Source organism: Streptomyces sp. NBC_01445, assembly GCF_035918235.1.
Lineage (GTDB): Bacteria > Actinomycetota > Actinomycetes > Streptomycetales > Streptomycetaceae > Streptomyces.
In genome coordinates this window covers 4783427-4803961 of record NZ_CP109485.1, presented here as the reverse complement: position 1 = coordinate 4803961, position 20535 = coordinate 4783427, and the positions used below count along the sequence as shown (strand labels likewise).

General features: G+C 69.0%; 19 protein-coding genes. 16 read left to right on the top strand and 3 right to left on the bottom strand.

Annotated elements, in window-relative coordinates; translation table 11 throughout:
- Positions 1–26: 26 nt before the first annotated feature.
- Both OG574_RS21870 and OG574_RS21865 read right to left on the bottom strand, forming a co-directional pair.
- On the bottom strand, positions 27–368 hold the full coding sequence (locus tag OG574_RS21870; RefSeq protein WP_326774587.1) for a PASTA domain-containing protein: 342 nt from the start codon (positions 366–368) through the stop codon (positions 27–29).
- 65 nt (positions 369–433) lie between these two features.
- Positions 434–940, bottom strand: coding sequence for a GNAT family N-acetyltransferase (locus OG574_RS21865; RefSeq protein WP_100598074.1), 507 nt, complete (start codon positions 938–940; stop codon positions 434–436).
- Between the two features lie 98 nt (positions 941–1038).
- Here OG574_RS21865 and OG574_RS21860 point away from each other — a divergent pair, with 98 nt between their 5' ends.
- On the top strand, positions 1039–2322 hold the full coding sequence (locus OG574_RS21860; RefSeq protein WP_100598022.1) for a geranylgeranyl reductase family protein: 1284 nt from the start codon (positions 1039–1041) through the stop codon (positions 2320–2322).
- A gap of 180 nt (positions 2323–2502) precedes the next feature.
- On the top strand, positions 2503–2829 hold the full coding sequence (locus OG574_RS21855) for a putative quinol monooxygenase (RefSeq protein WP_100598075.1): 327 nt from the start codon (positions 2503–2505) through the stop codon (positions 2827–2829).
- 84 nt (positions 2830–2913) lie between these two features.
- Here OG574_RS21855 and OG574_RS21850 read toward each other — a convergent pair whose 3' ends face one another.
- The gene (locus tag OG574_RS21850) at positions 2914–3720 is read right to left on the bottom strand and encodes a C40 family peptidase (RefSeq protein WP_326774586.1); all 807 of its coding nucleotides are present in this window, start codon (positions 3718–3720) and stop codon (positions 2914–2916) included.
- Positions 3721–4434: 714 nt separating this feature from the next.
- Between OG574_RS21850 and OG574_RS21845 the strand changes: the two genes are divergently transcribed.
- From OG574_RS21845 to nuoN, 14 genes are read left to right on the top strand one after another with little or no spacing between them, the layout of a single operon-like run.
- Positions 4435–4794, top strand: coding sequence for an NADH-quinone oxidoreductase subunit A (locus tag OG574_RS21845; RefSeq protein WP_007383963.1), 360 nt, complete (start codon positions 4435–4437; stop codon positions 4792–4794).
- 13 nt (positions 4795–4807) lie between these two features.
- Positions 4808–5362, top strand: a complete 555-nt coding sequence (locus OG574_RS21840) for a NuoB/complex I 20 kDa subunit family protein (RefSeq protein ID WP_006133126.1) — start codon at positions 4808–4810, stop codon at positions 5360–5362.
- Positions 5359–6099: an NADH-quinone oxidoreductase subunit C gene (locus tag OG574_RS21835; RefSeq protein ID WP_100598024.1), complete on the top strand. Its 741-nt coding sequence runs from the start codon at positions 5359–5361 to the stop codon at positions 6097–6099. Before OG574_RS21840 ends, OG574_RS21835 begins: the two co-directional genes overlap by 4 nt.
- Positions 6099–7433 carry an NADH-quinone oxidoreductase subunit D gene (locus OG574_RS21830; RefSeq protein ID WP_326774585.1) on the top strand — a complete coding sequence of 445 codons (1335 nt, stop codon included), beginning with the start codon at positions 6099–6101 and terminating at the stop codon, positions 7431–7433. The genes OG574_RS21835 and OG574_RS21830 overlap by 1 nt, the downstream gene beginning before the upstream one ends.
- Complete coding sequence (gene nuoE, locus OG574_RS21825; protein WP_326774584.1) at positions 7430–8308, top strand: NADH-quinone oxidoreductase subunit NuoE; 879 nt, start codon at positions 7430–7432, stop codon at positions 8306–8308. Before OG574_RS21830 ends, nuoE begins: the two co-directional genes overlap by 4 nt.
- Positions 8305–9660, top strand: a complete 1356-nt coding sequence (nuoF, locus tag OG574_RS21820; protein ID WP_326774583.1) for an NADH-quinone oxidoreductase subunit NuoF — start codon at positions 8305–8307, stop codon at positions 9658–9660. The genes nuoE and nuoF overlap by 4 nt, the downstream gene beginning before the upstream one ends.
- A complete protein-coding gene (locus tag OG574_RS21815; protein ID WP_326774582.1) occupies positions 9657–12155 on the top strand; it encodes an NADH-quinone oxidoreductase subunit G in 2499 nt (832 codons plus the stop codon). Before nuoF ends, OG574_RS21815 begins: the two co-directional genes overlap by 4 nt.
- Entirely contained in the window at positions 12152–13534 is a 1383-nt protein-coding gene (nuoH, locus tag OG574_RS21810; protein WP_326774581.1) for an NADH-quinone oxidoreductase subunit NuoH, read from the top strand. The genes OG574_RS21815 and nuoH overlap by 4 nt, the downstream gene beginning before the upstream one ends.
- On the top strand, positions 13527–14138 hold the full coding sequence (gene nuoI, locus OG574_RS21805) for an NADH-quinone oxidoreductase subunit NuoI (protein WP_326774580.1): 612 nt from the start codon (positions 13527–13529) through the stop codon (positions 14136–14138). Before nuoH ends, nuoI begins: the two co-directional genes overlap by 8 nt.
- On the top strand, positions 14135–14944 hold the full coding sequence (locus OG574_RS21800) for an NADH-quinone oxidoreductase subunit J (RefSeq protein WP_326774579.1): 810 nt from the start codon (positions 14135–14137) through the stop codon (positions 14942–14944). The genes nuoI and OG574_RS21800 overlap by 4 nt, the downstream gene beginning before the upstream one ends.
- Positions 14941–15240 carry an NADH-quinone oxidoreductase subunit NuoK gene (gene nuoK / locus OG574_RS21795; protein WP_100598032.1) on the top strand — a complete coding sequence of 100 codons (300 nt, stop codon included), beginning with the start codon at positions 14941–14943 and terminating at the stop codon, positions 15238–15240. Before OG574_RS21800 ends, nuoK begins: the two co-directional genes overlap by 4 nt.
- Positions 15241–15254: 14 nt before the next feature.
- Positions 15255–17156 carry an NADH-quinone oxidoreductase subunit L gene (nuoL, locus tag OG574_RS21790; RefSeq protein WP_100598033.1) on the top strand — a complete coding sequence of 634 codons (1902 nt, stop codon included), beginning with the start codon at positions 15255–15257 and terminating at the stop codon, positions 17154–17156.
- A gap of 5 nt (positions 17157–17161) precedes the next feature.
- Positions 17162–18733, top strand: a complete 1572-nt coding sequence (locus OG574_RS21785) for an NADH-quinone oxidoreductase subunit M (RefSeq protein ID WP_326774578.1) — start codon at positions 17162–17164, stop codon at positions 18731–18733.
- Positions 18730–20379: an NADH-quinone oxidoreductase subunit NuoN gene (gene nuoN / locus OG574_RS21780; protein ID WP_326774577.1), complete on the top strand. Its 1650-nt coding sequence runs from the start codon at positions 18730–18732 to the stop codon at positions 20377–20379. Before OG574_RS21785 ends, nuoN begins: the two co-directional genes overlap by 4 nt.
- Positions 20380–20535 lie beyond the last annotated feature (156 nt).

Below are 20535 nucleotides of genomic sequence, written 5' to 3'. Positions count from 1 at the left end.
GGCCGGGCGCCGCTGCATGCCGAGCGCTACGTGCCGGCCACGGAGTACGTCCCGCCCGGTTCGTCCAGTTCACGCTGCAGCCCGCCGCCGCGCGGTCCCGGCATGCGGGGCTCGTTCACCCCGGAGCCACCGTGGCCCTCGCCGTCCGTCAGGTCGAACCAGACGGTGACGACGGCGCCGCGGGGCACCTCGGTGTCGGGCAGTGGGTACTGGCGTACGACGTAGTCGACCACGGTGAGACGGAAGTCGGGGCGGTCGGGCGCGGCCAGCTGCACGCCGCGCGCCGCCGCGGCCTCGCGCGCGTCGACGGCCATGAGGCCGACGAACTTCGGTACGCGCACTTCGGGCGTCTTGGGTGTAATGCGCACAGACTTCACCCCCAGCGGTACCCGAAGGGTAGCTCCGCCGGACGCCCGACCGGAAGCGGCAGGGCCTACAAGGCGAGCCTGAAGCAGAGGCCCGTGCGTGGGTCACCCGGGACGGTGAACGTTTCGGCGGGCTCCATGCCGAGGCGCCGCGTCACCGCCACCGAGCGTTCGTTGCGCGAGTCGACCATCGCCACCACGCTCCGTACACCTGCGGCCCGTACGCGCTCCAGCGTCGCCTGCGCGGCGGCCGTCGCGTAGCCGCGGCCCCAGTGCGCGCGTCCGAGCCGCCAGCCGATCTCGATCTCGCCCGCCGGACCCCAGGCGTGCGGCCAGGGCTGCGCGCCCGTGAAGCCGATGACGTCGCCGTCCGGGTCGGTCATCGTCCACAGGCAGAAGCCGCGCTCCGCGTCGTGCCGGCGCTGCCGGGCGGTCAGCTCCTCGTACACGGACAGCTCGGCAGCGGCCCCGCCGTGGAACTCCATGACCTCCGGGTCGTCGAAGACGCGGTGCCAGGCGAAGGCGTCCTCGTCGGTGGGGACACGCAGCTGTACATCAGGCAGAGCTCGGTTCACAGGGCGGCCCTTCGGCTGGGTGATCAGTACCGCTGCATAGACTGCCCACATCCGGTGCCGCGCGGCACGCAGATTTCGAGTCTTCGGGAGAACCCGCCGTGACCGAGCCCCTCTCCGAGCACAGCGCAGATGTGATCGTCGTCGGGGCCGGGCCAGCCGGTTCGACGACCGCGTACTACCTGGCCAAGGCCGGACTCGACGTCCTCCTTCTTGAGAAGACCGCGTTCCCCAGGGAAAAGGTGTGCGGCGACGGCCTCACCCCGCGGGCCACCAAGCAGCTCGTGTCGATGGGCATCGACATCTCCGAAGAGGCGGGCTGGCTGCGGAACAAGGGTCTGCGGATCATCGGCGGCGGCGTCCGGCTCCAGCTGGACTGGCCGGATCTCGCCTCCTACCCGGACTACGGACTCGTCCGCAAGCGCGACGACTTCGACGAGCAGCTCGCCCGACAGGCGCAGAAGGCGGGCGCGCGCCTGTACGAGCGCTGCAACGTGGGCGCCCCGATCATCGACGACCGCACGGGCCACATCACCGGCGTCAACGCCAAGCTCGGCGAGGAGAAGCGCGAAGTCACCTTCCACGCGCCCCTCGTCGTCGCCGCGGACGGCAACTCGACCCGCCTGTCCCTCGCGATGGGCCTGCACCGGCGCGAGGACCGCCCGATGGGCGTCGCGGTCCGCACGTACTTCACCTCGCCCCGCCACGACGACGACTACCTGGAGTCCTGGCTGGAGCTGTGGGACCGCCGCGGTGCCCAGGACCGGCTGCTGCCCGGCTACGGCTGGATCTTCGGCATGGGCGACGGCACGTCGAACGTCGGTCTCGGCATCCTCGACTCCTCCGCCGCCTTCAAGGAGCTCGACTGGCGCGAGGTCCTGAAGGCCTGGTGCGCCTCGATGCCGGAGGACTGGGGCTACACCCCGGACAACATGACGATGCCGATCCGCGGCGCCGCCCTGCCCATGGCCTTCAACCGCCAGCCGCACTACACCAAGGGCCTGCTCCTGGTCGGCGACGCGGGCGGCATGGTGAACCCGTTCAACGGCGAGGGCATCGCGTACGCCATGGAGTCCGGCCAGATCGCGGCCGACGTCATCGTGCAGGCACACGCCCGCGCGACCGACGCCCAGCGCGAACTCGCCCTCCACCGCTACCCGAAGGTCCTCAAGGACACCTACGGCGGCTACTACACGCTCGGCCGCGCCTTCGTGAAGCTCATCGGCAACCCGAAGGTCATGAAGATCGCGACGCAGCGCGGCCTGTCGCACCCGGTGCTCATGAAGTTCACGCTGAAGATGCTCGCCAACCTGACCGACCCGACGGGCGGCGACGCGATGGACCGCATCATCAACGGCCTGAGCAAGGTGGCGCCGAAGGCGTGAGCGGCCCGGACGCGCCCTGTCGGTGGGCTCTGCCGGCCGTCGCGTTCCGCGGCCGGCAGCGGGCGCTCACGGCGCTCCTGCGGCGCTCGGCCCGCGCCGCGTAGGCACGGCTTTTCCGGCGCTCCCGGAATCGTGCGCGCCGAACTGGCCGAGCGGGGCGGCACGGAGCACCCTGGTTGCATGATTTTCATCGCCGTGAAGTTCACCGCCCGGCCCGAGTACGCCGACTCCTGGCTGGAGCACACCGCCGATTTCACCCGTGCCACGCGCGCCGAGGAGGGCAACCTCTTCTTCGACTGGTCCCGCAGCGTCGAGGACCCGAACCAGTACGTCCTCCTGGAGGGCTTCCGGGACGGGGACGCGGGGGCCGCGCACGTGGGCTCCGACCACTTCAAGGCCGGCCTGGAGACGATGTCCGGTCTGATCGCCTCCGTACCGGAGATCATCAACACGGAGATCCCGGGCGGCAGTTGGGGCCCTATGGGTGAATTGTCACCGAAGAGCTGATTCGCGAGCTATACAGGATTTGCTGGTTATACGGCAAAGGGCCATCACTCCCGAGAGGGGGTGATGGCCCTTTGCCGTGAAATCTCAGAGAACGCGAACCGCACCGCTCGCCGGGTAGCCGGACAGGTCCTGGATGACGACGCCCTTGGAGGGGTTCGCGGCGTCCAGGTACTGGCCGTTACCGATGTACACACCCACGTGGTACGCCGAGCCCGCGGCTCCCCAGTAGAGGAGGTCGCCGACCTGCAGGCTGTCGAGGGAGACCGGGGTGCCGGCCGTCGACTGGTCCTGCGAGACGCGCGGCAGGCTGATGCCGGCCTGCGCGAACGCGGCCTGGGTCAGGCCGGAGCAGTCCCAGGAGTTGGGGCCGGTGCCGCCCATGACGTACGCGTCGCCGAGCTGCGCCTTCAGGAAGGCGATGACGGACGCGACGCTGCCGCTGGCGGGGGCCACGACGTCGGACTTCGCGGAGGAGGCGGTGGAGAGGGTCGTGCGCTCGGCGGAGCGCGACGCACGAGCTTCCTCGGCCTTGCGCTTCGCCTCGGCCTCGGCCTTCTTCTTGGCCTCCGCCTTCTTCTCGGCGAGGGCCTGGTCCGACTTGGCCTGCTTCGCGGCCTTTGCGACGGCCTGGTCCTGCTCGGCCTGCAGCGCATAGGAGTTCGCGGCCTGCTGGGTGGCGTCCGCCGACTGGGCGACCTGAGCGGAGAGGTCCGCCGTGATGGTCGGCATCTCGATGGTCTCGGTCACCGGCTCGGCGGCAAACGCCGGGCCGGACGCACCGGCCACTGCCAGGGTGCTGAGTACGCCACCGGCAACTCCGGCGCGCAGGGCGATTTTCGACGCGCTGCGACGGGGCTTCCGGTGGCTGGGTATGTGAGCGGTGTGGGACATGAGTACAACCGCTATCAGGGCCTCCATGGTTCCTTCAAGAAACGTGTGGTGCGCCACAGTTGTCGTGAGAACGTTTGAATCCCGGGCGCGGCGGCCTTTATTGACGCCGTAACGGGCAATACGGACAGGGCTGATCAAGCCTGTGATCATGGGCTTTCTGTAATACGCCCGAATTGCCCTCGGCCTACCACTCGTTGATACCGATGGCCAAGCCCGGTTTCCAAACGATAACGGTCGCCGTGACGCAGGTCACAATGGGGCCGCCTTCGCGGTCGGACGCTCCTCGTGAGCGCGTGCCCGCGTCCACTTACGTCCACACCTCTCCCTCTGATGTGTGAACGGCGTCCACTATCAGCCAGTTCTGTCCAGCACCAATTTGCCTGGGCGCGCCACCTCTTGATAGTGAGCCAGCGCTGTCACCTGGGGTAACGCGCCAAGATGTCACGTCTGGTGATCACTCAGGCGCTTCGCGTGTGAAGATCACCGCTCATCCGACTTCATGATCCTTCGTCAGGTGGTGGAGATCACAAAGCTGTTGGCGCACCCCGTGTCGCAGATCACAGACCGGCAGGCATAGGATGCGGGGCAGTTGGGCTTGTGACCTGCTTCACATGTGAGCGATCTTCGTGCGACCGGGGGTGGCTTCGCGGGGAGCGGGAGGCGGGCCCCACGTATCCGCCAGCAGTCAGCGCCGACTGAGAGGAGCGAGGAGCGGTGAACGCGTATGCGCCCATCCTCGTACTGGGAGCCCTCGGGGCAGGCTTTGCGATCTTCTCCGTGGTCATGGCCACGCTTATCGGTCCAAAGCGATACAACCGGGCCAAGCTCGAGGCCTACGAGTGCGGTATCGAGCCGACCCCCACGCCGGCCGGCGGCGGGCGCTTCCCCATCAAGTACTACCTGACGGCGATGCTCTTCATCGTCTTCGACATCGAGATCGTCTTCCTCTACCCCTGGGCCGTCACGTTCGACGCCCTGGGTGTTTTCGGGCTCGTGGAGATGCTGCTCTTCGTGCTCACCGTCTTCGTCGCGTACGCGTACGTATGGCGGCGCGGCGGCCTGGAATGGGACTGAGGGGCCTTAAGCCATGGGACTCGAAGAAAAGCTGCCGAGCGGCTTTCTGCTGACCACCGTCGAGCAGGCCGCGGGCTGGGTGCGCAAGTCATCCGTCTTCCCGGCCACGTTCGGCCTGGCGTGCTGCGCCATCGAGATGATGACGACGGGCGCCGGACGCTATGACCTGGCGCGCTTCGGCATGGAGGTCTTCCGCGGCTCGCCGCGGCAGGCGGACCTGATGATCGTGGCCGGGCGCGTGAGCCAGAAGATGGCGCCCGTCCTGCGGCAGGTCTACGACCAGATGCCGAACCCCAAATGGGTCATCTCGATGGGCGTGTGCGCCTCGTCGGGCGGGATGTTCAACAACTACGCGATCGTGCAGGGCGTCGACCACGTAGTCCCTGTGGACATCTACCTGCCCGGCTGTCCGCCGCGGCCGGAGATGCTGATGGACGCGATTCTCAAGCTCCATCAGAAGATCCAGTCCTCCAAGCTCGGCGTGAACGCCGAGGAGGCGGCCCGTGAGGCGGAGGAAGCGGCGCTCAAGGCGCTCCCGACGATCGAGATGAAGGGGCTGCTGCGGTGAGCGACGCGGACAGCAACGGGGTCAACCCCGAGAAGGACCTCAGCGCGGCCAACCTCCCGGGGCAGCGCGGCGACCAGGGCGAGGAGATCCGCGTCCAGCGCGGCATGTTCGGCGCCAACAACGGCGGCGACACCTCGGGGTACGGCGGCCTCGTCCGCTCCGTACGGCTGCCGGGCGCCGCCACGCGGCCGTACGGCGGCTGGTTCGACGAGGTGGCCGACGAGCTGGAGGGGGCCCTGGAGGAGCAGGGCCTCGTCCCCGAGAACGCCATCGACAAGACCGTCGTCGACCGCGACGAGCTCACGTTCCACATCGAACGCGAGTACCTGGTGCGCGTCGCCCAGACGCTGCGCGACGACCCGGCCCTGCGCTTCGAGCTCTGCACGGGCGTGAGCGGGGTGCACTACCCGGACGACAAGGGCCGCGAGCTGCACGCCGTCTACCACCTGCGCTCGATCACCCACAACCGGCTGATCCGTCTCGAAGTCAGCGCCCCCGACGCGGATCCGCACGTCCCCTCGCTGGTCGCCGTCTATCCGACGAACGACTGGCACGAGCGCGAGACGTACGACTTCTTCGGTCTGGTCTTCGACGGCCACCCGGCGCTGACGCGGATCATGATGCCGGACGACTGGCAGGGCTTCCCGCAGCGCAAGGACTACCCCCTCGGCGGCATCCCCGTCGAGTACAAGGGCGCCCAGATCCCGGCTCCGGACCAGCGGAGGTCGTACTCCTGATGTCTACTTCTTCTGCGGCATCGGCCGCTTCGGCGCGCGAGACGACCGAGGGGACCGTATATACGGTCACCGGCGGCGACTGGGACGAGGTCGTCCAGTCCGCGGCCAAGGCCGACGACGAGCGCATCATCGTCAACATGGGCCCGCAGCACCCGTCCACGCACGGCGTGCTCCGGCTGATCCTGGAGATCGACGGCGAGACGGTCACCGAGGCCCGCTGCGGCATCGGCTATCTGCACACGGGCATCGAGAAGAACCTCGAGTACCGCACGTGGACGCAGGGCACCACGTTCGTGACGCGCATGGACTATCTGACGCCGTTCTTCAACGAGACGGCGTACTGCCTCGCGGTCGAGAAACTCCTCGGCATCGAGAACGAGATCCCCGACCGCGCGTCGATCATCCGGGTGCTCCTGATGGAGCTGAACCGGATGTCCTCGCACCTGGTCGCCATCGCCACCGGCGGCATGGAGCTCGGCGCCACGACGATCATGATCTACGGCTTCCGTGATCGTGAACTCATTCTCGATATCTACGAGCTCATCACCGGCCTGCGCATGAACCACGCGTACATCCGGCCCGGCGGACTCGCCCAGGACCTGCCGCCCGGCGCGGTGGACCAGATCCGCGAGTTCGTGAAGAAGATGTCGAAGAACCTTCCCGAGTACGACAAGCTCGCCACCGGGAACCCCATCTTCAAGGCCCGTATGCAGGACGTCGGCTATCTCGACCTCACCGGTTGCATGGCCCTCGGCGCCACCGGACCGATCCTGCGCTCGGCGGGCCTCCCGCACGACCTGCGCAAGTCGCAGCCGTACTGCGGTTACGAGAACTACGACTTCGAGGTCCCGACCGCCGACACCTGCGACTCCTACGGACGCTTCCTGGTCCGCCTGGAGGAGATGCGGCAGTCGCTGCGGATCGTCGAGCAGTGCCTGGACCGGCTCGCCCCGGGCCCGGTCATGGTCGGCGACAAGAAGATCGCCTGGCCGGCGCAGCTCGCGCTCGGCCCGGACGGCCTCGGCAACTCGCTCGACCACATCAAGCAGATCATGGGCACCTCCATGGAGTCCCTGATCCACCACTTCAAGCTGGTGACGGAGGGCTTCCGGGTCCCCGCCGGGCAGGCGTACTCCGCCGTCGAATCCCCCAAGGGGGAGCTCGGGGTGCACGTCGTGTCCGACGGCGGCACCCGCCCCTACCGGGTCCACTACCGAGACCCCTCCTTCACCAACCTTCAGGCCATGGCGGCGATGTGCGAGGGCGGCCAGGTCGCCGACGTCATCGTCGCCGTCGCGTCCATCGACCCCGTGATGGGAGGCGTCGACCGGTGACCACCACTCCTTCCGAGCAGGGCCAGGGCGTCAGCCTGGGCATGCCCCAACTGCCCGCGCCCGACTACCCGGACGACGTCCGAGCCCGGCTCGAGACGGACGCGCGCGAGATCATCGCCCGCTACCCGGGATCGCGCTCCGCGCTCCTCCCGCTGCTGCACCTCGTGCAGTCGGAGGAGGGCCATGTCACGCGTACGGGCATGCAGTTCTGCGCCGACATGCTGGGCCTGACCACCGCCGAGGTCACCGCCGTCGCGACCTTCTACACGATGTACCGGCGCAAGCCGAGCGGTGACTACCAGGTCGGGGTCTGCACGAACACGCTGTGCGCAGTGATGGGCGGCGACGCCATCTTCGAGGCCCTCCAGGAGCACCTGGGCGTCGGCAACGGCGGGACGACCGAGGACGGCAAGGTCACCCTCGAGCACATCGAGTGCAACGCGGCCTGCGACTTCGCGCCCGTCGTGATGGTGAACTGGGAGTTCTTCGACAACCAGACGGTGGGCAGCGCGAAGCGCCTGGTCGACGACCTGCGCGCGGGCGCGCGGGTCGAACCCACCCGCGGTGCCCCCCTGTGCACGTACAAGGAGACCGCGCGGATCCTCGCCGGCTTCCCGGACGAACGGCCCGGCGCCGTCGAGGCGAGCGGCAGCGCGGGACCTGCCTCGCTGATCGGCCTGCGCCTCGCCAAGGGGGAGGCCGCCCCCGCGCGGGTGGTCCATCCGCGTGACGGAGGCCCCCATCGGGACGCCGACAACGAGGCACCGCACGACACGTCGCCCGCCGAGCACCTGAGTTCGCACGACGCGCCGCAGGACACGTCGTCCTCCGATCCGGCCCACCCGGCGGGACCTGTCGCCGAGGAGGGGGAGTGATGACCTTGGCAGCCGAGATCAACAACGACACCAGCCCCGAGAAGCTGCTCTCGCCGGTCCTTTCGGCGTTCTGGGACGAGGACAAGTCCTGGTCCCTCGACGTCTACCGGAGGCACGACGGCTACGAGGGTCTGCGCAAGGCGCTCGCCATGTCGCCGGACGACCTGATCGCCTATGTGAAGGACTCGGGCCTGCGAGGCCGCGGCGGCGCGGGCTTCCCCACCGGAATGAAGTGGCAGTTCATTCCGCAGGGCGACGGCAAACCGCACTATCTAGTTGTCAACGCCGACGAGTCGGAGCCCGGGACCTGCAAGGACATCCCGCTCCTCTTCGCGAACCCGCATTCCCTCATCGAGGGGATCGTGATCGCGTGCTACGCGATCCGCTCTTCGCATGCCTTCATCTATCTGCGGGGCGAGACCGTCCCCGTACTGCGACGGCTCCACGAGGCCGTGCGCGAGGCCTACGCGGCGGGCTACCTCGGCGAGAACGTCCTGGGCAGCGGGCTGAACCTCGAACTCACGGTGCACGCGGGCGCGGGCGCGTACATCTGTGGCGAGGAGACCGCACTGCTCGACTCGCTCGAAGGCCGCCGTGGCCAGCCGCGGCTCCGTCCCCCCTTCCCCGCGGTCGCGGGGCTCTACGCGTGCCCCACTGTTGTCAACAACGTCGAGTCCATCGCGTCGGTTCCCGCGATCCTGAATCGCGGCAAGGACTGGTTCAAGTCGATGGGCAGCGAGAAGTCCCCGGGCTTCACGCTGTACTCGCTCAGCGGGCACGTCACCAACCCCGGCCAGTACGAGGCGCCGCTCGGCATCACGCTGCGCCAGCTGCTCGACATGAGCGGCGGCATGCGCCCCGGTCACCGCCTCAAGTTCTGGACGCCCGGCGGCAGTTCGACCCCGATGTTCACCGACGAGCACCTCGATGTGCCCCTCGACTACGAGGGCGTCGGCGCCGCGGGATCGATGCTCGGCACGAAGGCGCTCCAGTGCTTCGACGAGACGACCTGCGTCGTGCGGGCGGTCACCCGCTGGACCGAGTTCTACGCCCACGAGTCCTGCGGCAAGTGCACACCGTGCCGTGAAGGGACGTACTGGCTCGTGCAGTTGCTGCGCGACATCGAGGCCGGCAAGGGCTTGATGACCGACCTCGACAAGCTGAACGACATCGCCGACAACATCAACGGCAAGTCGTTCTGCGCGCTCGGCGACGGCGCCGCGTCCCCGATCTTCTCCTCGCTCAAGTACTTCCGCGAGGAGTACGAGCAGCACATCACGGGCAAGGGCTGCCCCTTCGACCCCGCCAAGTCGACCGCTTGGGCGGACCAGCGCACGGAGGTGAACGCATGACGGTAACCACAGGCGCTCCCTCCGGGGGCGGTGAGGCGGCGGTGCCGCCGGAAGATCTCGTCTCGCTGACGATCGACGGCATCGGGATCAGCGTGCCCAAGGGCACGCTGGTGATCCGCGCCGCCGAACAGCTCGGCATCGAGATCCCCCGCTTCTGCGATCACCCCCTGCTCGACCCGGCCGGCGCCTGCCGCCAGTGCATCGTCGAGGTCGAGGGCCAGCGCAAGCCGATGGCGTCCTGCACCATCACCTGCACCGACGGCATGGTGGTCAAGAGCCAGCTCAGCTCGCCCGTCGCCGAGAAGGCGCAGCGGGGAGTGATGGAGCTGCTCCTCATCAACCACCCGCTGGACTGCCCGGTCTGCGACAAGGGCGGCGAGTGCCCGCTGCAGAACCAGGCCATGTCGCACGGCCAGTCCGACTCCCGTTTCGACGGGAAGAAGAGGACGTTCGAGAAGCCGGTCCCGATCTCGACCCAGGTCCTGCTCGACCGTGAGCGGTGTGTGCTCTGCGCACGCTGCACGCGGTTCAGCAACCAGATCGCCGGTGACCCGATGATCGAGCTGCTCGAGCGCGGCGCGCTCCAGCAGGTCGGCACCGGCGAGGGCGACCCCTTCGAGTCGTACTTCTCCGGGAACACGATCCAGATCTGTCCGGTCGGGGCGCTGACCTCGGCGGCGTACCGGTTCCGCTCCAGGCCCTTCGACCTCGTGTCCTCGCACAGCGTGTGCGAGCACTGCGCGGGCGGCTGTGCGACCCGCACGGACCACCGGCGCGGCAAGGTCATGCGGCGCCTCGCGTCGCCGGACCCCGAGGTCAACGAGGAGTGGGTCTGCGACAAGGGCCGCTTCGGGTTCCGTTACGCGCAGAAGCCCGACCGGCTGACCACGCCGCTCGTCCGTAACGCGGACGGTGTCCTCGAGCCCGCTTCCTGGCCCGAAGCCCTGGACGTCGCGGCCCGGGGTCTGCTGTCGGCCCGCGGCCGCGCCGGGGTCCTGACCGGTGGCCGGCTCACCGTCGAGGACGCGTACGCGTACAGCAAGTTCGCGCGCGTGGCGCTCGACACGAACGACATCGACTTCCGCGCGCGCGTGCACAGCAGCGAGGAGGCCGACTTCCTGGCGGCGCGGGTCGCCGGACGCGGGCGTGACCTCGACGGTGTCGGGGTCACGTACACGTCTCTGGAGAAGGCGCCCGCCGTCCTCCTCGTCGGGATCGAGGCCGAGGAGGAGGCGCCCGGCGTCTTCCTGAAGCTGCGCAAGGCGTGGCGCGGGCACGGCCAGCGGACGTTCGGGCTCGCCCCGTTCGCGACCAGGGGCCTGGAGAAGGCGGGCGGCACGCTGCTGCCGGCCGCTCCGGGCACGGAGACCGAGTGGCTGGACGCACTCGCCTCCGGCTCCGGCCTGGAGGACGGCGGCGCCGAGGCGTCCCAGGCGCTGCGTGCCGAGGGTGCCGTCATCGTCGTCGGCGAGCGGCTCGCGTCCGTGCCGGGCGCCCTGACCGCCGTCGTACGGGCCGCCACGGCGACCGGCGCCCAGCTGGTGTGGATTCCGCGCCGGGCCGGGGAGCGCGGCGCGATCGAGGCGGGCGCCCTGCCGTCGCTGCTTCCCGGGGGACGTCCGGCCACCGACCCGCGCGCGCGGGAAGAGGTGGCCGCCGCCTGGGGAGTGTCCGAACTCCCGCACCGCTACGGGCGCGACACGGGCCAGATCGTCGAGGCCGCCGCCGGCGGCGAGCTGCGGGCCCTGGTCGTCGCCGGTGTCGAGGTCGCGGACCTGCCCGACCCGGCACGCGCGCGTGAAGCACTGCACGAGGTGGCGTTCGTCGTCTCCCTGGAGCAGCGTCCCAGCGAGGTCACCGACCACGCGGACGTCGTGCTCCCGGTCGCCGCGGTCGCCGAGAAGGCGGGCACGTTCCTCAACTGGGAAGGCCGGGCACGCCTCTTCGAGGCCGCGCTCAAGCCCGACCACATGACGCGATCCCTGGCGCCCGCCGACGCGCGGGTGCTCCAGATGCTCGCGGACGCCATGGACGTACACCTGGGACTGCCGGACCTGCGGGCCGCGCGGGGGGAGCTCGACCGCCTCGGCGGGTGGAGCGGGCCCCGCGCGACGGACTCGCTGGAGACGGCCTCGCAGCTGCCGCGGCCCGCGTCCGGTGAGGCCGTCCTCGCGGGGCACCGGCTGCTGCTCGACCAGGGCCGTCTCCAGGAGGGGGACGACGCGCTCGCCGGCACGCGGCACGCGGCACGCGCGCGTGTGTCGGCCGCCACGGCTGCCGAGGCGGGCGTCAAGGACGGCGACGAGCTCGCCGTCACCGGACCGGCGGGGACGACCCGACTCCCGCTCCAGGTCACGGAGATGCCGGACCGCGTCGTGTGGCTTCCGCTGAACTCCACCGGCGGGGGCGTGGCCTCCGACACGGGGGCCGTGCCCGGCGCACTCGTCCGGATCGGTCCCGCGGGCATCGACGAGGCCAAGGAGGTGCAGTCATGATCCCGCTCGCTCTGGAAGACCTCTCGCTGTTCGGCCGCGATCCCTGGTGGCTGGTCGTGGTCAAGGCGGTCTTCTGCTTCGCCTTCCTGATGGTGACCGTGCTCTTCTCCATCGTGTGGGAGCGCAAGGTCGTCGCCTGGATGCAGCTGCGCATCGGCCCCAACCGGCACGGCCCCTGGGGCATGCTCCAGTCGCTCGCCGACGGCATCAAGCTGATGCTGAAGGAAGACGTCGTCGTCAAGCGCGCCGACAAGGTGGTCTACATCCTGGCCCCGGTCGTCGCCGCCATCCCGGCGTTCATGGCGATCGCCGTGATCCCCTTCGGGCCCTCCGGCAACGAGGTCTCGATCTTCGGCCACCGCACCACGATGCAGCTCACCGACCTGCCGATCGCGATGCTCTACATCCTCGCGGTCGCCTCGGTCGGCATCTACGGGATCGTGCTCGCGGGTTGGAGTTCCGGATCGACCTACCCCTTGCTGGGTGGTCTGCGGTCCTGCGCCCAGATGATCTCGTACGAGATCGCGATGGGCGCGGCCTTCGCGTCGGTGTTCCTCTACTCCGGGTCGATGTCCACCTCGGAGATCGTCGCCCAGCAGCACGACCGCTGGTACATCGTGCTCCTGCCGGTCTCGTTCCTCATCTACATCGTGACGATGGTCGGCGAGACGAACCGCGCCCCGTTCGACATGCCGGAGTCCGAGGGCGACCTCGTCGGCGGCTTCAACACCGAGTACTCGTCCATCAAGTTCGCGCTGTTCATGCTCGCCGAGTACGTGAACATGGTGACGGTCTCGGCCGTGTCGGTGACGCTCTTCCTGGGCGGCTGGCGGGCCCCGTGGCCGGTGTCCACCTTCTGGGAGGGCGCGAACCACGGCTGGTGGCCGATGCTCTGGTTCGTCATCAAGGTCCAGCTGCTGCTGTTCTTCTTCATCTGGCTGCGCGGCACGCTCCCGCGCGTGCGCTACGACCAGCTGATGAAGCTCGGCTGGAAGGTCCTCATCCCGGTCTCCGTGGTCTGGCTGATGCTCGTCGCCACCGTGCGGACCCTGCGGAACGAGAACTACTCCTTCTGGCCCATCGCCCTGTACGTGAGCGCAGGCGTTCTCACCCTGCTGCTGCTCTCGTTCCTCGTCGACATCTTCAGGGACCGCGGCGGCAAGGAACGCGAGGCGCGGGAGGCGGCCGAACGGGCCGCGGCCTTCGACCCGATGGCAGGCGGCTTCCCGGTCCCGCCGCTGCCCGGCCAGACTCCGCCGGCCGTGCCGCGCCGACGCCCGCGCGGGGAGCGGGAGTTGATTGTCAGTGGCGGACCGGATACTGCCAGTGACGGAACCGGTGAGGGTCCCAGTGACGGAAAGGAGGCGTCCCATGGCTGAGGAGTCGACGGAGGGCGGGCAGACCAAGCCCGGCTTCCAGAATCCCGTGGCCGGCTTCGGCGTGACCTTCAAGGCCATGTTCAAGAAGCGGCTGACGGAGCAGTACCCGGAGCAGCCCAAGACCACGGCCCCGCGCTTCCACGGCCGGCACCAGCTCAACCGTCATCCGGACGGCCTGGAGAAGTGCATCGGCTGCGAGTTGTGCGCCTGGGCCTGTCCCGCGGACGCCATCTATGTGGAGGGCGCGGACAACACCGACGAGGAGCGCTACTCGCCGGGCGAGCGCTACGGCCGCGTCTACCAGATCAACTACGCCCGCTGCATCCTGTGCGGCCTGTGCATCGAGGCGTGCCCCACGCGCGCGCTGACGATGACGAACGAGTTCGAGCTCGCCGACAGCAGCCGCGAGAACCTGATCTACACCAAGGAGCAGCTGCTCGCCGGGCTCGAGGAGGGCATGGTCGAATCGCCCCACTCGATCTTCCCCGGCACGGACGAGCAGGACTACTACCGGGGTCTGGTGACGGAGGCCGCGCCCGGCACGGTCCGTCAGGTCGCCGTCTCCAAGGGCGAGAAGCCCGAATCCGAGGGGGCGGAGGCATGAGCCAGCTCGCCGCCTACACGACCTCCACGGGCGAGGCCTTCCAGTTCTGGGTCCTCGGCACGGTCGCCGTCATCGGCGCCCTGTGCACGGTCCTGATGAAGAAGGCGGTGCACAGCGCGCTGTGCCTCGCCGGGACCATGATCATCCTGGCGGTCTTCTACCTGGCCAACGGCGCGTACTTCCTGGGCGTCGTCCAGATCATCGTCTACACCGGCGCGATCATGATGCTGTTCCTCTTCGTGGTCATGCTCGTCGGTGTCACCGCGGCGGACTCCTTGAAGGAGACCATCAAGGGGCAGCGCTGGCTGGCCCTGCTGTGCGGACTCGGCTTCGGGATCCTGCTCCTCGCGGGCATCGGGAACGCCTCGCTCCACCAGTTCAGCGGACTGGGCAAGGCGAACGCCGGGGGGAACGTGGAAGGGCTCGCCGCCCTCATCTTCACGAAGTACGTCTTCGCCTTCGAGATCACCGGCGCCCTGCTGATCACGGCCACCCTCGGAGCCATGGTGCTCACGCACCGAGAGCGCATCGAGCGGGCCAGGACGCAGCGGGAGATGGCCGAGCAGCGCGTGCGCGAGGGCAAGCACCTCCCGCCGCTGCCCGCCCCGGGTGTCTACGCCCGGCACAACGCGGTCGACATCGCGGGCCTGCTCCCCGACGGCACCCCGTCGGAGCTCACGGTCATGCAGACGCTGCGCGAGCGCGGTCAGATCCGCGATGTGTCGGACGAGGCGCTCGGTGATCTGAAGGCCCTGGAGCAGCGCTCGGCCGAGCGCCTTGAGCGGACCGAGGAGGCGTCGAAGTGAATCCGGTCAACTACCTGTATCTCGCCGCCCTGTTGTTCACGATCGGCGCCACCGGCGTGCTCATCAGGCGGAACGCGATCGTTCTGTTCATGTGCGTCGAGCTGATGCTCAACGCCTGCAACCTCGCGTTCGTCGCGTTCTCCCGGATGCACGGCAATCTCGACGGCCAGATCATCGCCTTCTTCACGATGGTCGTCGCCGCCGCGGAGGTCGTGGTCGGGCTCGCGATCATCGTGTCGCTGTTCCGTTCCCGCCACTCGGCCTCGGTCGACGACGCCAGCCTGATGAAGCTGTAAGGGGTCGCTGCACAGTGGAAAACCTGATTGCGCTGCTGGTAGCGGCGCCACTGCTCGGAGCGGCCGTACTGCTGTGCGGCGGACGGCGGCTGGACCGTGTGGGCCATCTGCTCGGCACGCTGCTCTCGGCCGCCTCCTTCGTCATCGGCGTCCTCCTTTTCGCCGACATGCTCGGCAAGAGCGCCGACGACCGCACCTTCACCCAGCACCTGTTCAGCTGGATCCCGGTCGAGGGCTTCCAGGCCGACGTCTCCTTCCAGCTGGACCAGCTGTCGATGACGTTCGTGCTCCTGATCTCCGGTGTGGGCACGCTGATCCACATCTACTCGATCGGGTACATGGAGCACGACGAGCGGCGCCGCCGCTTCTTCGGCTACCTGAACCTGTTCCTCGCGGCGATGCTGCTCCTGGTCCTCGCCGACAACTACCTGCTCCTGTACGTCGGCTGGGAGGGCGTGGGCCTCGCCTCGTACCTCCTGATCGGCTTCTGGCAGCACAAGCCCAGCGCGGCGACCGCGGCGAAGAAGGCCTTCCTGGTCAACCGCGTCGGCGACATGGGCCTGTCGATCGCCATCATGCTGATGTTCACGACGTTCGGGACGTTCGCCTTCGCGCCGGTCCTGAAGGCGGCGGAGGAGCACCAGGGCGGCGGCGCGACGCTGACGGGCATCGCCCTGATGCTGCTGCTCGCCGCGTGCGGCAAGTCCGCCCAGGTGCCGCTGCAGTCCTGGCTCGGTGACGCGATGGAGGGCCCGACCCCGGTCTCGGCCCTCATCCACGCCGCGACCATGGTGACCGCCGGTGTCTATCTGATCGTCCGCTCCGGCGCGGTGTTCAACGCGTCACCGGACGCACAGCTCGTCGTCGTCATCGTGGGTGCGGTCACGCTCCTGTTCGGTGCGATCGTCGGTTGCGCGAAGGACGACATCAAGAAGGCGCTGGCCGGCTCGACGATGTCGCAGATCGGGTACATGGTGCTGGCCGCGGGCCTCGGCCCCATCGGCTACGTCTTCGCGATCATGCACCTGGTGACGCACGGCTTCTTCAAGGCGGGCCTCTTCCTCGGCGCCGGTTCGGTCATGCACGGCATGAACGACGAGGTGGACATGAGGAAGTACGGCGCCCTCAGGAAGTACATGCCGGTCACGTTCGTCACGTTCGGGCTCGGCTATCTCGCGATCATCGGCTTCCCCGGTCTGTCCGGCTTCTTCTCCAAGGACAAGATCATCGAGGCGGCGTTCGCGAAGGGCGGCACGGAGGGCTGGATCCTCGGCTCGGTGGCCCTTCTCGGCGCGGCCATCACCGCGTACTACATGACGCGCGTGATGATCATGACCTTCTTCGGTGAGAAGCGCTGGCAGCCGGACGCGGAGGGCCACGAGCCGCACCCGCACGAGTCGCCGAAGTCCATGACGATCCCGATGATCGTGCTCGCGGTCGGATCCGTCTTCGCGGGTGGCTTCTTCAGCATCGGCGACCGCTTCCTGCACTGGCTGGAGCCGGTCACCGAGCACAGCCACGGGGACGCGCCGATCAGTGCCACGACCGTCACCGCCGCCACCATGGTGGTCCTGGTGATCGGCGCGGGCCTGGCCTACCTCCAGTACGCCCGGCGCCCGGTCCCGGTCGTCGCCCCGCGCGGCTCGCTGCTCACCCGGGCCGCCCGCCGTGACCTCCTCCAGGACGACTTCAACCACGTGGTCCTGGTCCGCGGCGGCGAGCACCTCACCCGCTCCCTGGTCTACGTCGACCACACCCTGGTCGACGGCGTGGTCAACGGGACGGCGGCCTCGGTCGGCGGGCTCTCCGGCCGGCTGCGCAAGCTCCAGAACGGCTACGCCCGCTCGTACGCCGTCTCGATGTTCGGCGGTGCGGCACTCATCGTCGCCGCGACCCTGCTGATGAGGGCGGTCTGATAGCAATGTCCTTTCCTCTGCTGACAGCGACGGCGGTGCTCCCCGCCGTGGGAGCCATCGCCACGGCTGCCGTACCGGCCGCGCGGCGCACGGCGGCGAAGTGGCTGGCGCTGCTCGTCTCGCTCGCCACGCTGGTGCTGGCCGCGGTCGTGCTCGTGCGCTTCGAGCCCGGCGGCGCCCGCTACCAGCTCACCGAATCCCACTCCTGGATCAAGGACTTCGGGGTGCGGTACGAGCTGGGCGTGGACGGCATCGCGGTGGCGCTCATCGCGCTCACCGCCCTCCTGATCCCGTTCGTGATCCTCGCGGGCTGGCACGACGCCGACCCGCAGGAAACGGGAAGTTCGAGGTGGCGCCCGACGCAGGGCTTCTTCGCCCTGATCCTCGGCGTCGAGGCGATGGTGATCATCTCCTTCGAGGCCACCGACGTCTTCCTCTTCTACATCTTCTTCGAAGCCATGCTCATCCCGATGTACTTCCTCATCGGCGGCTTCGGGGACCGTGCCCACGCGGGCAGCGACGAGAACGCGGCGGCCCAACGCTCGTACGCCGCCGTGAAGTTCCTGCTCTACAACCTCGTCGGCGGCCTCATCATGCTGGCGGCCGTGATCGGTCTCTACGTGGTGGCGGGGAACTTCTCGCTCCAGGAGATCGCCGCCGCGCGGGCCAACGGCTCGCTGCACATGGCGACCAGCACCGAGCGCTGGCTCTTCCTCGGCTTCTTCTTCGCCTTTGCGGTGAAGGCGCCGCTGTGGCCGCTGCACACCTGGCTGCCGAACGCGATGGGGGAGGCCACCGCCCCGGTCGCCGTCCTCATCACGGCGGTGGTCGACAAGGTCGGCACGTTCGCGATGCTCCGCTTCTGCCTCCAGCTCTTCCCGGAGGCCTCGAAGTGGGCGACGCCGGTCATCCTCGTGCTGGCCCTCATCAGCATCGTCTACGGGGCGCTGCTCGCGGTCGGCCAGCGGGACATCAAGCGCCTGGTGGCGTACGCGTCGATCTCGCACTTCGGGTTCATCGTCCTCGGCATCTTCGCGATGACGAGCCAGGGCCAGTCGGGCGCGACGCTCTATATGGTCAACCACGGGATCTCGACGGCCGCCCTGATGCTGGTGGCGGGCTTCCTGATCTCGCGCCGCGGCTCGCGCCTGATCGCGGACTACGGAGGCGTGCAGAAGGTCGCCCCGGTGCTCGCCGGCACGTTCCTGATCGGCGGCCTCGCGACCCTCTCGCTGCCGGGCCTCGCGCCCTTCGTGAGTGAGTTCCTGGTCCTGGTCGGCACGTTCTCGCGCTACCCGGTGATCGGAATCATCGCGACCTTCGGCATCGTGCTCGCCGCGCTCTACACGCTCGTCCTCTACCAGCGGACGATGACGGGCCCGGTGAAACCGGAGGTCTCGGCCCTGCCGGACCTGCGCGTGCGGGAACTCGCGGTGGTCGTTCCGCTGATCGCCGCGCTGATCTTCCTGGGCGTCTACCCGAAGCCGGTCACCGACCTGGTGAACCCGGCGGTCAAGCAGACCCTGTCCGACGTACACAAGAAGGACCCGAAGCCAGCGGTGGAGGCGGCCAAGTGAGCGCAGCAGCCGTCCACAGCCTGTGGACAACGGCGGCCGATCCCATTTCCAAGATCGACGCGCCAAAGATCGAATATGGTCAATTGTCGCCCACCCTGATCGTCATCGGTGCGGCGGTCCTCGGGGTCCTTGTCGAGGCGTTCGTGCCGCGCAAGTCCCGCTACTACGTCCAGGTGTTCCTCGCCGTCGTCGCCCTGGCCGCCGCGTTCGCCGCGGTGGTCGGGCTCGCGGCGGGCGGGTACGGCACCACGAAGGCGCACATCGCGGCCATGGGCGCGATCGCCGTCGACGGCCCGGCCCTGTTCCTCCAGGGCGTGATCCTGCTGACCGGCCTCGTCGCGATCTTCACGTTCGCCGAGCGCCGCTTGGACCCGGAGGCGCACGGCAACCGCGTCGACTCGTTCGCCGCGCAGGCCTCGTCCGTGCCCGGCAGCGACAGCGAGAAGGCCGCCGTGAAGGCCGGGTTCACCACCACCGAGGTGTTCCCGCTCGCGCTCTTCGCGATCGGCGGCATGCTGGTCTTCCCCGCGGCGAACGACCTCCTGACGCTGTTCATCGCCCTGGAAGTCTTCTCCCTGCCGCTCTACCTCCTGTGCGCCGTGGCCCGCCGCAAGCGGCTCGTGTCGCAGGAGGCCGCGGTCAAGTACTTCCTCCTCGGCGCCTTCGCCTCGGCGTTCACCCTGTTCGGCATCGCCCTCCTGTACGGGTACGCGGGCTCCGTGTCGTACGCGACGATCGCCGACGTCGTCGACGGATCGATCCAGAACATCGACCCGGCGCTCGCCGACACCATGGGGAACGACGCGCTGCTGCTCATCGGCGTCGCCATGGTCGTCATGGGCCTGCTGTTCAAGGTCGGCGCCGTGCCGTTCCACATGTGGACCCCGGACGTCTACCAGGGCGCGCCGACACCGGTCACCGGCTTCATGGCGGCCGCCACGAAGGTCGCCGCCTTCGGCGCCCTCCTGCGGCTCCTGTACGTCGTCCTGCCCGGCCTGCGCTGGGACTGGCGGCCGGTCATGTGGGCCATCGCGATCATCACGATGCTGGGCGGCGCGATCGTCGCGATCACCCAGACCGACATCAAGCGGCTCCTCGCGTACTCGTCGATCGCGCACGCCGGATTCATCCTCGCCGGTGTCATCGCCACCACGCCCGACGGCATCTCGTCCGTGCTCTTCTACCTGGGCGCGTACTCCTTCGTGACCGTCGGCGCGTTCGCCGTGGTGACGCTGGTTAGGGACGCGGGCGGCGAGGCCACGCACCTGTCGAAGTGGGCGGGGCTCGGACGCCGCTCGCCGCTGGTCGCGGCCGTCTTCGCGGTGTTCCTGCTCGCCTTCGCCGGTATCCCGCTGACCTCGGGCTTCGCCGGAAAGTTCGCGGTGTTCAAGGCGGCGGCGGAGGGCGGGGCCGGTGCGCTCGTCGTGGTCGGTGTGATCTCGTCGGCCATCGCGGCGTTCTTCTACATCCGGGTGATCGTGCTCATGTTCTTCAGCGAGCCGAAGGCGGACGGCCCGACGGTCGCAGTGCCCTCGCCACTGACGATGACCACGATCGCGGTGGGTGTGGCGGTCACGGTGGTGCTGGGCCTCGCGCCGCAGTACTTCCTGGACCTGGCGAACCAGGCGAGCGTGTTCGTGCGGTAACCGCGCCACGCACCGTCGTCACCGCCCGGTGTCCCCGCGAGGGATGCCGGGCGGAGGCGTTCCGGGACCCCGGTCGGGAGGTGACTTCACCCCCAGCCTGTGGCTGCGCCTTCCCGGGGGACGACCCCCGGACCCCCGGCCGGGAGGTGACTTCAC